This window comes from Niallia sp. HCP3S3_B10 (genome assembly GCF_052064465.1).
GTDB classification, from domain to species: domain Bacteria; phylum Bacillota; class Bacilli; order Bacillales; family Cytobacillaceae; genus Niallia; species Niallia hominis.
Genome location: NZ_JBQHVO010000014.1, coordinates 66060 through 77814 on the forward strand (window position 1 = coordinate 66060; position 11755 = coordinate 77814).

Here is an 11755-nt window from a genome sequence, read left to right on the forward strand (position 1 = left end):
ATTACTTTTATAAAGGAGTCTTTCAATGAATCAAGCTTTATTAATTATTGATGTTCAGCAATAACTGGTAGATGGGAATACGGAAACAAATAAGATTTATAATAAAACAGGTTTATTAGATACTATTAATCTCGTTATTGAAAAGGCTATCCAATTAAATGTTGAAGTTATGTTTGTAAGAGATAAAGATGTTGCGGGAGGCGAAGGACCTGGGTTTCAAATTCATTCCGATTTGAAAGTTCCTGTTGAAGCAAAAATCTTTGATAAATATGCTACAAATGCATTCTATGGAACAGGATTACTAGAGTATTTACAGTCAAAAGACATTCAACATCTTGTCATTATGGGTTGCGAAACACCCTATTGTATTGATACAGCGGTACGGACAGCAACTGTAAATAATATGGATGTAACGCTAGTTGGAGATGGGCATTCAACAACCGATTCAACCGTTCTTTCTGCTGAAAAAATTATTCAACATCACAATAAAATATTACACGGTCACTATAATGTCGATCATTTTTCGATAGTGCGCGAAGCAGAGGAAGATTTATTTTCACCCATGCATGATAGTTACCGATAAGTTTTATGTAAAGAGCAAGCGAAAAAAGTCACAATGACAAAAGCGATTCGAGCAGCGGCATTTGTCATTGTGACTCTTCTTTATTATTATTTTCACTCTAACTCCCAAGCTTCTTTTAACAGTTCCACCCCTCTTTCTATCTCTGTTTCCGTCAATCCACCATATCCAAGAATCACTTTTGGATTCCCTGAATATTCATTTTGAAAATAGTACGTAGAAACAGGGTATACTTTCACTCCAAATTCCATTGCCTTTTCGACTAATCGCTTTTCACTTAAATCACGTTTCACTTCTAAAACAATATGAAGTCCAGCATTTTCTCCAATCACTTCTACATTTCTGTCTAAATGTCGGTGGATGGCTTGGAGTAGTGCTTGCCGTTTTTTCCTGTACAGTGTTCTCATTTTATTTAAGTGACTGTTCCAATGTCCTCCTTTTATAAAGCGGTACAATGTATCTTGATGCATCCGTGATACGGTCTGCTTATAGACAGTGAACTGTTTCATATATGTACTGTATAATTGCATTGGGAGAACCGCATAGCTTATTCGAAGGGAGGGAATTAATGATTTCGAGAAGGTGCCCAAATATATAATTTGACTATTTTTTGCTAATCCTTGAAGTGCAGGAATTGGTTTTCCTTTATAGCGATATTCGCCGTCATAATCATCTTCTATTATAAACCCATTATTTTCTTCTGCCCAGTTAACCAATTCCAATCTTCGTGCAATTGGCATAATCATCCCGTATGGAAATTGATGAGATGGGGTTACATATGCGACATTTGCTTTACTCTTATTCAGTAGAGATACATCCATTCCATTCTCATCGACAGGAATAGGTAGTGTTTCTATCCCCATATCTTGTAATACCACTCTAATTCGGTGATAGCCTGGATTTTCAAGCCCATATGATTTATCCCTTCCTAACAATAAACTAATTAAGCCTATTAGCACTTGCGTTCCTGCACCAATTATTATTTGATTAGGTTGACAATTTACCCCTCTTGTAGCATATAAATGCTTGGCAATCTGTTCTCTTAAGTTAAACTCACCTTGTGGATCTCCGTTCGAAAACCAAAAATTTTGATCTTCATATATCGATTGCATGGAGAGCTTTCTCCATGTGTTATAGGGAAAATATTTACGATCCACTTGTCCTGAGTTAAAGTCGATTTTCACCACTTTTTGTTGATTAGGTTTATTTACGATAGGACTAGCTTTCGTTTCTAGCTGATTCTTATATTCTTCATCAATTGTTTGCACATATAATCCTTTGCGGGGACTACTTTCCACATATCCTTCTGCACAAAGCTGATCATAGGCTGCTTGGACGGTATTTAAACTAATTTGCAAATGTGTTGCTAGCTTCCTTTTGGATGGTAATTTTTCATTGGGTAATATATGTTTCTTTCTAATCTCATGCTTGATAAAGTCTGCTAATTGGATATAAAGCGGCTTACTACTGTCCTTCCGTAAAACTGGTGTTAACTCTAGCACAAAACACTCCTCCTCAAATCACACTGACACCATTAAAAAGAGCTAATCTGATACTTTAGATTATACCAGAATCCTATTACATTATAGATATGAATGGAGGAATGAACATGATAAACAATCAATTAACCATTAAAGTGTTAAAGACAGAAGATGAATGGAAAACAGCATTTACTGTAATGAAACAATTGCGAACAAAATTAGATATGAGCGCATATCTTGAATTAGTTTTAGAATCTGTCCAAAAAGAAGGGTATCGCTTGATTGCACTGTTTAATCAGAAAGAAATCGTAGCACTATGTGGATTTATGCCTATGATCACTTTATACAATGGCAGATTTATATGGGTCTGTGAATTAATAACAGACCGCAACCATCGTTCCAAAGGTTATGGCAAAGCATTATTGGACTATGTCCATCAGTGGGCCATTGAAAATGACTATCCTCTTGTGTCTTTGTCTTCTGGCTTACAGCGTATCGATGCCCATCGCTTTTATGAAGAAAAAATGGAATATGATAAAGTAAGCTATGTTTATTTGAAAAAAATTTAACAATAAGTAAAAGAGACATTCCCACTTTTTAAAGGTAACGTCTCTTTTGCCATACTTTTTAAAATACTCGTAAATAACTACATTTCCCCTCATAAATATCTTCTATTCTTTGTAGATTAAGTGGATGGTTCTATTGAAGTTTTCTATTTCATAATTCTTTTTTCTAAAGGAATTCCCTTCATTTATATAGAAATATACAAATCTAGGATTCTATAAACGAGTATGGTAAATATACATGAAAAAAGGAGGTGTTAATCCATGTCAAAAGATTCTTTACAAGGTTTAATTACTGAGTTAGATAAACTAATTTCTGCTTGTGAAGGAAATGCTAAAAATAGTGATTCTGCCGAAAAACAGCGCTTTTATGAAGGAATGGCTATCGCCTATACAACAGAACGTATGAGAATAAATGGGGAAGTAGATAGCATAGAGTTAAAAGTAATCGATGAATTATATCGTGCTCTCTCTACTACCTCCGCTTCTACACAGGCATCAAGCATTGAATACACGGAAACTTGTTCCTTTTGCAGAAAATCAAAAGAGGAAGTTGGTCATTTAGCGGTTGGACCAAATGTGTCTATTTGCAGCTCTTGTTTAGAGTTTGGTGCAGAAGTGATTAAAAGTCATTCATAGGGACGATTGAAACAATTGTCCCCTTTTTTCACTACTATGTCTTAAGCTTGTATTACTTTTACATACGTTCCTTTTTTCGCTTTTTGAAAAGCATTCTTATTCACCTCTTCTATTTTTTTAGAAAGGCTTGAAGCACTTACTAACTTATTTTGATAGAAAATGGATGGGTCAATAAGTCGAACCTTATTCTTTAGATGGATATCAAAATCCTCTTCATCCTCTATTACTTTCAAAGAAGATTGAAGTTTATGCCAGAGCTCCTGAATCTCACCATTCTTTGATTTACTAATTTTAAAAATCAACTCCCTATCTTCTCTTAGAAAATCAGAAAACTTAATAATGTTGTTAGCTAACGCTACTTTTAAAATTTTTGTTAACTGATCATATCCATAAATATTTAATGGGTGCATAAAAAAGTCGATGACCTCTTTGTAATAGGTTGTAACAAACCATTCTGCCGCATCAACGTTACTTAAACACATTTTCCCTTCTACCATTAAAACATTTTCTAAAAATTTCTCTACTTCCTTTAACGAAATTTTTCCATAAGTATACATATCCCGTATTGTATAATCAACACGATCAGCACATAATTCGGGTGCTGGCTGTTCTAGAATAGTCCATTTGGTATCATCCATTAGTAATTCTTTATAATCATATTGATATTTTTCTAAGATTGAAGGAATTTCAGAATTCTTAATAACAGAAAGAAAAATAACTTCATGATAATTCTCATGATGTTTATCTAAGACAAAATCAACAACATGGGAGAATGCTGTATGGGAGACATCATGCAACAGTCCAGCAATTTGCTCTTCCATGGAACCTCCGAGCTTTCGGATTAATAGCATAACGCCAATCGAGTGCTCATATCTAGTAACATTCCAATTTTTATTTACTAAATAACTTGCTCCGCCTTGATGGATGCCTTTTAGTCGTTGGATTGGCTTGCTTTTTATTAATTCCTCTAAAACTTTTTCAATCTCAAAATCTCCGTACAGTTTATCGGATATTAGCAAAACTATTCTCCCTTCTTGGTAAATTTGTCTCCTATTATAAAAAACACAATTTCATTGGAAAATCACATGCATTTCCAATAAATGTATAGTAAAGTATACATATCAAGTTTAATCCTCTCATGTTTTGCAAAAAGTGATTTTATTAAAATTAAATCTGAAAGGAGTATGAATGTGCATCAGAATTTCGGAAAAAAACAAATCAATAAAAGCAACTTTTTAGGTGTACTATCGATATTTTTTCCTATTGTCCTTGGACTATTGATTCTTAATTTTTTTACAAACATCATTCCGTTGGATAAGCTTCAAGGATTACCTGTTCTCATGCCGCTTTTTTTGTGTCCATTTGGAGCAGTCATCGGTCTTTTAGGATATAAACGGAATAGAGATACACTATCATTAGTTGGTATAATTGCCAATATAATATTGTTCTTGTTCCCTGTTTTTTACCATATACTAGGTACAATTTTAATGGGTGTTTAGTGATTTCATTTATACTTTTTGTTCAGCCGCTCTCACCTTTCTTCCATTCTATTATAAGATTTAAATAAAAGTGAGAAATATTAGTAAACTTACAAAAAGACAAAACACTTCTATATTAAAAAAATATGGATTTCCGACTATCCGATTTAAAATTTTATTTGGTTTAAGGAGGCTTTCTTTTATTAAAAGTAGGACAAAATAAATGATAAGTATACCAATGATTCCCATCAAATTTGCCATCATAACATATTCCTGTTCCCAAAATGCTACAGCAAGAAATAATACCCAAATACTCTTTACAATATTGGCCATTAATTCAAACGGGCCTGATAATATCTCCATAAAATGATTGCTTATTGCTTGTGACTGACTTTCTTTTGCACTATGGACAATATGCCCCGTTTGTAAACTCATTGTAATAATCATCATCGATAAGTATACTAACCCAAAAATCATTCCTACTTTTAGGCTAGTAGTATGTAGTATCTCATATAATGTAATTGGAATAGGCAACCACATGGTATACATAAATGCCATTAGAATATGTATAAATCCAAATTCGTTATTTTTAGCCAGCTTTGGAAACGTTACGGCAAGGATGACAAATAAGACGATTCCTATCCAGCCTAATACTAGTGTTGATATGATAATTGGTATCAATCCTTTCGAGCGATTTATTTAATTATTTTAACTTCTTCTCCAGCTCCTTTTTCTGTTGTTCGGCTAATGCTAATAAGCGGAATTGATCCTCCTTTAATTGTTCTAAAATATCACTAGCTTCTTTCCATGCTAAATCATACTGTTCTTTCGAAATAGTTCTATTCCTATATGCATCCTCCAGTTCCTCTTCATCCAGTAAAAGTACCTCTTTAGATGGCAGTACTACAATGTCTAAAAATAAATCATCCATCCAAGGAACATTATTTTCTGTTCCATGTTCAAGACAGATATCAATATACCACTGTACAATTTCACCATCTCCATTAAACATAGTAGTGATGGAGTGATTTTTCTTTAATGGATACTGGTGAAGCCACATATAGCCATCATCAAGTATACAAACCTCTTTCTGGTTATACCTTTTCGTTACTGATTCCGCTACCTTTATGGAATGAAATAGGGACAAATATCCTGTAAACTCATCCGTTATTATAAACGTTTGCGCATAATGCTTTTCTAATATCCGTTTCCAACCTTTATGATTTCCGAATTTTCTTTTTACCGGCATACTCACCCATCCTATATCAACAATTTATCCGAAACCACCCTGTCTCTTTCGGAAAATCATCTCTACTTAATTGTCTACCCGTTATTAACTGGCGATAGGAAGTTATTGTGCCGTCATGTGAGACAATATAGATTTTCTCTTTTTTTAATCGACTACAATTTGCTAAAAATTCTTCAGCGTATCTTGTAAAATCCCTTTCTGTAGCGGTGTTAAATCCTTCCTTCCATAAGGCTACTGGTGGATTGTCATCTAGTTCAAAGGAAGGAAATGCATGTAATATATTCTCCTTTTCCATCATTACATCGCAAGGCAATGTCTGCTTATTTGATAAGAGAGGGAACATTCTTGGAGAAACGTAAGGAGTTACTATTTTTCTGCAATCGACGCCATCAGCCCACAGCATAGCTGTTTGCATAGTTCTTACTAATGGACTAATGAACACAATATCTTGAGTGCTTAAAGGAAAGCGATCTTTAAGTTTCTTTGCTTGGTCCATTCCCTTTTTTGTAAGTGGCGGATTTCTTTTATGTAGACTAGATGGAAGATTAAGCGTGTGTTCTCCCTCTCCATGCCGTATGAAGAATAATTCCATTCCATCCCATCCCCTCATTTTAATTTTTGATTTCCTTTAACCAAGTGATTAGTTTCTGAACCATCTTCGGTGTAAATTCATGATTTACTTTTTCGAAGATTTCCATTTCCACATTGGTTCGTTTTTCCTCTTTGGTAATATACTTATAATAGTTTTTTTGCCCCTCGATTGGAATAATCGTATCACTATCCCCATGCATGAGAAGAATAGGAGATAGACTAATCATTTTGTCGATTGGATCATATTTCTTTAATCGACTCTCTTCTTCTTGAGACATCTCATCTCTACCATCCCATATTCGAAATATTTTTTCGGTAAGCACAAATGAACCCGATCCATTTATATTTGCTAATCCACTTATTTCAGGCTCTTTCGCAAAAATGCCATTTGCTATAAATCCCCCCATAGAATTGCCTACTAATATGGTACTGTTTTTCTTTACGCCTATTACTCTTAAAAACTCATTATAATCATTAATGGTATGGAAAACGGTATTCCAAAAGTACTTTCGGGTAACGTTGGAATCAAAGTGATTTTCCAAAGGGTATCTTTCATCATGATTAAGGATGTTAGGGATTAATACACCAAATCCTTCTTGAGCAATCTCTTCGGCCAACTCTATGTATCCTTTCGCTGTTCCACCCCAACCATGATATAGGATCACAATTTTGTCTTTATTTTGAATAATATTAGTAGACTGATAAAACTTATATTCACCGATTACTATTCTCTCCACTGTCGTACCTTCCTTTACTACCTATACTTAAATAAATCTCTTCACTTTCCCATATTGGATCAGCGAATGATAAGGTTCACCTTTTAGCCCTAGTACCTTACAGAAAGCTGGTTCTGTTTTATAGCCCTGTTTCTTTAGTGAAAGGATTTCTTCTTTTATAGTTGGGTTTATCCTTAAAATTTCGTGTTCAATAATCATATGGAGATATGCATATTGCTGTTTTACCGGGATTGGTTGACCGAACAATTCGAATTCGAAGCCATCAAAATTGAAATTTGCTTTCATTACATCCACTTCTCTAATCATTAATCTTTTCAGGCGAAAATGCTCCATTTCACCAAACTTCTCAGTTACAATCTGTTTGAATTTTTCAAATTCGTAGACTTCCATTATAATATCTAAATCAGAAGCCTCTATATTCACTCCAATTGGAATGGTTCCACAAAGAATTGGTTTATAAGGATGTAAAATTTCGTATATTTTTAATTTCTTTAATGCTGAATATGCTTGTTGCTGCTTAGCATTTCCTTCTCGTAAATAATCTAGTTTATCAAACATTGAAAATTTCATATTTCATATATCTCATTTAAAGTTTCGCTCACGACTGACTGCATAGAAGATAACTTAGGATTATTTATCATATTTACCAACAAACTTTTCAGGAAATTCTTACAGTTTGCCACCAAAAACCAATAACTTTCTTCCTCTATTTGATTTCTATACTGGTGTAAATCGTTTTTCATATTAATTATTAAGCCTTCTAACACTTCCTGCTCCAAACCGTTATCTATCATTTGTATAAGAGGAACAATCATTCGTTCATCCTCATCATGAATATATACACTTTCCGTTTGATAGATTTTTTGCCAAATCGCCTGCATTATTGCCGGGTATGTACTTTGATTTATTTTTTCACTTTTGACAAGTTCATCGAAAGCATCCGCTACATGCGCCATACTATGAGCCAGCCTCTATCTTTCACATATCCTCTTACATCTTTTTCAAGGTTTACATAGTTGATCAATTTATCTTTAATTTCATTAACCTTGGCTTCTGTTAAAAAATCATTGCGATTATCTTGATAAAGAATAAGTGCAATTAGTAATGATGTAAAAGAACGAGTGAAAACAGAATCCGTATCCTTTTCACCAATTCCTTTAAACAAGAATTGATCACTTAAACAGGTTTCTAACACTTCACATAAAAAATGCTTTTCTAGTTTATTTTCCATGATTAATTGACAAAAGGTGTGATAAATCAAATTATCTCTTAGCTCGCTATCTGGTGAACCAATATGTATAAGCATAGATTTTACGACTGTCTGTTTTGTTTTTTCATCCCATTCTATTTCTTCAGATTTTCTATTTCCTAAAAAGTTCTTCAACTCTTTTTCCTTCATGGGAATTATATTTTCTATTAGATTCAATTTCTCACTCCTATCAATAACAAGGGAAGTAACAATCCCTTTTCATCTATTTACTTTATGCATCACAAACTGTGATTTACTTTTTTTAAACTCATTCTTGTTGTAAAAGGCAATTAAGTCTTCCTCACAAAATAAACTAATAACATCAATATTGGATAATTCCTCTATCAATTTAGCAATAAGCATAGTTCCGATTCCGTTTCTATTAAAAGAACTATGAATCACTACATCCTCAATATATGCCCTAAAAACTCCATCTGTTATTGCTCTGGCAAAGCCTATGAGCTTATTATTTTCCCATGCACCTACTGCTAATGTTTGGGATAACATTTTTTCCATATCTTGCTCCGTTCTTTCATTCCACCATCCAGCATCTTTATAAAGTTCTAACACTTCGCTTGCCTTTATAGATTTCTCTACAGATGTCAACACTTCTATTGTCATGCCATTCCCCTACCTACTGCTATATTAGTTCATAATTTTAATAAAATCTTCTTTCCTTAACCGGAATAGAACTATGTCTTGATTACTATCTTTAATAAGATTGAATCCATAATTTATTAATAGTTGTTGTCCTGCAGTATTATGGATAGCCACACGGTCTGCCATCACTTCTCCTCCAAATTCATTAAAGAAATAATCCAGAAGTAAATGAATTGCCTCTTTTGCATAACCATTTCTACGATATTTATAAGCTATTTTTATATTTAACTCCGCTAGGTGCTTTTCATGATCAAATCGATGGAAACTTACTTCCCCAATTGGAATGTCTTCATAAGTATAAATAAAGCAGTAGAAGTTGGTTCCATCTGTTGGTTGAACCATTCGTTGGTACCATCCTATTCTCCGACTTTCCTCAAACTCAATTGTACCTCCAACATCCATCATGGTATCTTTGTCAGCCCAAAGCCATTCCACAAACTCTAGTTCCTTCCACTCCGGCTGTTTAATATAAACTTTTTCTCCTAAACTTTTAAATAACATGGCTGTGTTTCCCTCCTCATTACCTTCAAAAATTATAACATTAATCATTAAGAAGAAATTCACTTTTTCGAAAAATTCAGATACCCGACGAAATTAAAAATGACCTTCAAGAACAAAGGCCATTTTACTAAAAAGAGATTTTTCTATCAAAGTATTCTTTCACTTTTTAGCTACGAATAGTGGTTTTACATCAATAGCTGATAAATCATCTATTTCTACCCACATTGGCAAATATGTTCCTCGGTCTAGAGATCTTTCCGTAAATTCTTCTCCCTGACCTGTTCCAATACTGCCGCTGACGATATCTGCTAAGAAAAAATACTGGGTTCCTTCATATTCTATTTCTGCTAAGCATTCGTTTATTTGGACGGTTACACCTAATTCTTCAAATGCTTCACGTTTAGCTGCTTCCCTAGGCGTTTCTTCTGGCTCGATACCACCACCAGGAAATACATAATAGATAGAATTATTTCTACTTCTTTTAATAAGACATAGCTTATTATCTTCCATAATAACTACTGAGCCTCTATTTCGCATTAACTTTTCGCCATGATATTGGTTCAATTATATACGTGAAATGGAATTATAAAACTATAATAGCTAAATTCTCATCAAATATTGTAGTGTACTTACACAAACTCAGTAAAATTCAATCATTTCCGCAATGCTTATTAAATCCTGCTTATCTTCAACACCTGTAATCGTATATTGATAGTTCTTTGTTGGAATAATTAATTTGAGATCATTTTTCTCATGGATAAGTACTGCTAAATGTTTATTAATGGTTATTTTCTGCTCTTTTTTTACAAAACTATTTTTATCATTACCATATATATTTTTTTGTTTTTTCTCTGTATGTATGGAAAGAAAGCTTCCGTCTGACAATGGAAAATCTGCGTTTACTAGAATAGAATTCTTTACCTTCGTCGCACTTATTTTCGGTTCACCAGTTATCTTAAGTGAAGATAATTCAAGTGTATTTAGAGAATAAGGAATCCCTGCTTCCTCTGATAGAAATACCTTTTTTTTATTTTCGATTTTTTTTTGTTCTTTTGCTGTAATAAATGACCAATTCTTCTAGATTAGCTGTTTTTTCATCCATTGCGTTTATATCCTGAAATTTATGTAATAATGGAGATTCCATACGAATTAATAAAAAGAGAATAGTCAATGCTACGAAAATTGCTACGAAAGGAAATGGCTGAAGTTTATTTCGTCTCTTATTATGAGCTTGTATCCTCTCTTCTAGCTTTAGACGTGTAGCTTGTTTTCGTTTCTTATCCCAAATGATATCTGTTTCTAAAATTTTCAAATCAAAATCAAGCTGTTCTTTAGATGACTTTCCCATTTAACGCACCTTCCTTTTTTAATTCTTTCTCCAATGCACGAATTGCCCGAAATAAAGTAGATTTTACCTTGCCTTCTGACCATTCCAAAATTTCTGCCGTTTCTTCTATAGAAAACTCCTTCAGTTTCCTTAGTATTATGACCTCTCGATAGGATTTTTTTAATGAACTTAATACATGATAAAGATCCAGCGATTGTTCCTTCATTTGTAAAATTTCATCGAGCAATGGACAATCATCTTTTTTAAGTAAAAATGCTTCTTTTAAAAGTATTAACGGCTTCTTTTTTCTAATCATATCAACGGTAAGATTATGAGCAATTCGGTAAAGCCATGTTTTTTCACTTGATTGTCCTTTAAAGGTATCCAAATGAAGAAATACTTTAAAAAAAGTCTCGTTTGTTAAATCTTCTGCCTGCTGATAATCTTGAATCATTATTAGGATATTTTTGAAAATAGCATCCCCGAACTTTTCATGCCATTCTAAGATGATTTTATCTTTCTCATTCTCCAACTTTTCCCCTCCCTTTAAAAAGTTCTATGTATAGACGGATGAAAGCTTTAAAAGTTTTACTTTTTTTAAAGATAATTTTAGGCTGTTTTCGTATAGATTGTTGCTATCTTGACCATACTGTATAAAGGTTGATATAATGCTGTCTGGAGGCGTTCGATTATGTGGTTA

17 protein-coding genes and 1 pseudogene are annotated in these 11755 nt (G+C 33.4%); 4 read left to right on the forward strand and 14 right to left on the reverse strand.

The window, feature by feature from the left end; all coding sequences use genetic code 11:
- Positions 1-64: 64 nt before the first annotated feature.
- Positions 65-583, forward strand: a complete 519-nt coding sequence (locus ACTNDN_RS09075; RefSeq protein ID WP_235250096.1) for an isochorismatase family protein — start codon at positions 65-67, stop codon at positions 581-583.
- 92 nt (positions 584-675) lie between these two features.
- Here ACTNDN_RS09075 and pdxR read toward each other — a convergent pair whose 3' ends face one another.
- The gene (gene pdxR, locus ACTNDN_RS09080; protein WP_235249697.1) at positions 676-2082 is read right to left on the reverse strand and encodes a MocR-like pyridoxine biosynthesis transcription factor PdxR; all 1407 of its coding nucleotides are present in this window, start codon (positions 2080-2082) and stop codon (positions 676-678) included.
- Between the two features lie 107 nt (positions 2083-2189).
- On the opposite strand from pdxR, the gene ACTNDN_RS09085 reads away from it, so the two are divergent.
- Together ACTNDN_RS09085 and ACTNDN_RS09090 are read left to right on the forward strand one after the other, a co-directional pair.
- On the forward strand, positions 2190-2630 hold the full coding sequence (locus ACTNDN_RS09085; protein ID WP_235249694.1) for a GNAT family N-acetyltransferase: 441 nt from the start codon (positions 2190-2192) through the stop codon (positions 2628-2630).
- 258 nt (positions 2631-2888) lie between these two features.
- The gene (locus ACTNDN_RS09090) at positions 2889-3263 is read left to right on the forward strand and encodes a ClpX C4-type zinc finger protein (RefSeq protein WP_251628028.1); all 375 of its coding nucleotides are present in this window, start codon (positions 2889-2891) and stop codon (positions 3261-3263) included.
- 41 nt (positions 3264-3304) lie between these two features.
- Here ACTNDN_RS09090 and ACTNDN_RS09095 read toward each other — a convergent pair whose 3' ends face one another.
- Positions 3305-4282 carry an HD domain-containing protein gene (locus ACTNDN_RS09095; RefSeq protein ID WP_441131108.1) on the reverse strand — a complete coding sequence of 326 codons (978 nt, stop codon included), beginning with the start codon at positions 4280-4282 and terminating at the stop codon, positions 3305-3307.
- Between the two features lie 171 nt (positions 4283-4453).
- Here ACTNDN_RS09095 and ACTNDN_RS09100 point away from each other — a divergent pair, with 171 nt between their 5' ends.
- Positions 4454-4762, forward strand: a complete 309-nt coding sequence (locus ACTNDN_RS09100) for a hypothetical protein (protein WP_231512548.1) — start codon at positions 4454-4456, stop codon at positions 4760-4762.
- Between the two features lie 60 nt (positions 4763-4822).
- Here the strand turns inward: ACTNDN_RS09100 and ACTNDN_RS09105 are convergent, their stop codons facing one another.
- The 12 genes and pseudogenes from ACTNDN_RS09105 to ACTNDN_RS09160 form a co-directional block, all read right to left on the reverse strand.
- Positions 4823-5422 carry a hypothetical protein gene (locus ACTNDN_RS09105; protein WP_441131110.1) on the reverse strand — a complete coding sequence of 200 codons (600 nt, stop codon included), beginning with the start codon at positions 5420-5422 and terminating at the stop codon, positions 4823-4825.
- Between the two features lie 22 nt (positions 5423-5444).
- Complete coding sequence (locus ACTNDN_RS09110) at positions 5445-5990, reverse strand: DUF402 domain-containing protein (RefSeq protein ID WP_441131111.1); 546 nt, start codon at positions 5988-5990, stop codon at positions 5445-5447.
- A 16-nt stretch (positions 5991-6006) separates the two neighbouring features.
- Complete coding sequence (locus ACTNDN_RS09115; RefSeq protein WP_349205268.1) at positions 6007-6582, reverse strand: histidine phosphatase family protein; 576 nt, start codon at positions 6580-6582, stop codon at positions 6007-6009.
- 19 nt (positions 6583-6601) lie between these two features.
- The gene (locus tag ACTNDN_RS09120; RefSeq protein WP_235249645.1) at positions 6602-7318 is read right to left on the reverse strand and encodes an alpha/beta hydrolase family protein; all 717 of its coding nucleotides are present in this window, start codon (positions 7316-7318) and stop codon (positions 6602-6604) included.
- Positions 7319-7345: 27 nt separating this feature from the next.
- The gene (locus ACTNDN_RS09125; RefSeq protein ID WP_235250081.1) at positions 7346-7876 is read right to left on the reverse strand and encodes a DUF4269 domain-containing protein; all 531 of its coding nucleotides are present in this window, start codon (positions 7874-7876) and stop codon (positions 7346-7348) included.
- A gap of 8 nt (positions 7877-7884) precedes the next feature.
- Positions 7885-8717 (reverse strand): annotated as a pseudogene (locus ACTNDN_RS09130) (DUF2785 domain-containing protein).
- Positions 8718-8786: 69 nt separating this feature from the next.
- Positions 8787-9188: a GNAT family N-acetyltransferase gene (locus ACTNDN_RS09135; RefSeq protein WP_235249637.1), complete on the reverse strand. Its 402-nt coding sequence runs from the start codon at positions 9186-9188 to the stop codon at positions 8787-8789.
- Between the two features lie 24 nt (positions 9189-9212).
- Positions 9213-9728: a GNAT family N-acetyltransferase gene (locus ACTNDN_RS09140; protein ID WP_235249623.1), complete on the reverse strand. Its 516-nt coding sequence runs from the start codon at positions 9726-9728 to the stop codon at positions 9213-9215.
- Between the two features lie 159 nt (positions 9729-9887).
- Entirely contained in the window at positions 9888-10265 is a 378-nt protein-coding gene (locus tag ACTNDN_RS09145; RefSeq protein WP_235249622.1) for an NUDIX hydrolase, read from the reverse strand.
- Between the two features lie 102 nt (positions 10266-10367).
- Positions 10368-10790: a DUF4367 domain-containing protein gene (locus tag ACTNDN_RS09150; RefSeq protein ID WP_441131117.1), complete on the reverse strand. Its 423-nt coding sequence runs from the start codon at positions 10788-10790 to the stop codon at positions 10368-10370.
- Positions 10756-11076, reverse strand: a complete 321-nt coding sequence (locus tag ACTNDN_RS09155; RefSeq protein WP_235249618.1) for a hypothetical protein — start codon at positions 11074-11076, stop codon at positions 10756-10758. Before ACTNDN_RS09155 ends, ACTNDN_RS09150 begins: the two co-directional genes overlap by 35 nt.
- Positions 11060-11587 carry an RNA polymerase sigma factor gene (locus tag ACTNDN_RS09160; protein WP_441131113.1) on the reverse strand — a complete coding sequence of 176 codons (528 nt, stop codon included), beginning with the start codon at positions 11585-11587 and terminating at the stop codon, positions 11060-11062. The genes ACTNDN_RS09155 and ACTNDN_RS09160 overlap by 17 nt, the downstream gene beginning before the upstream one ends.
- Positions 11588-11755: the final 168 nt, after the last annotated feature.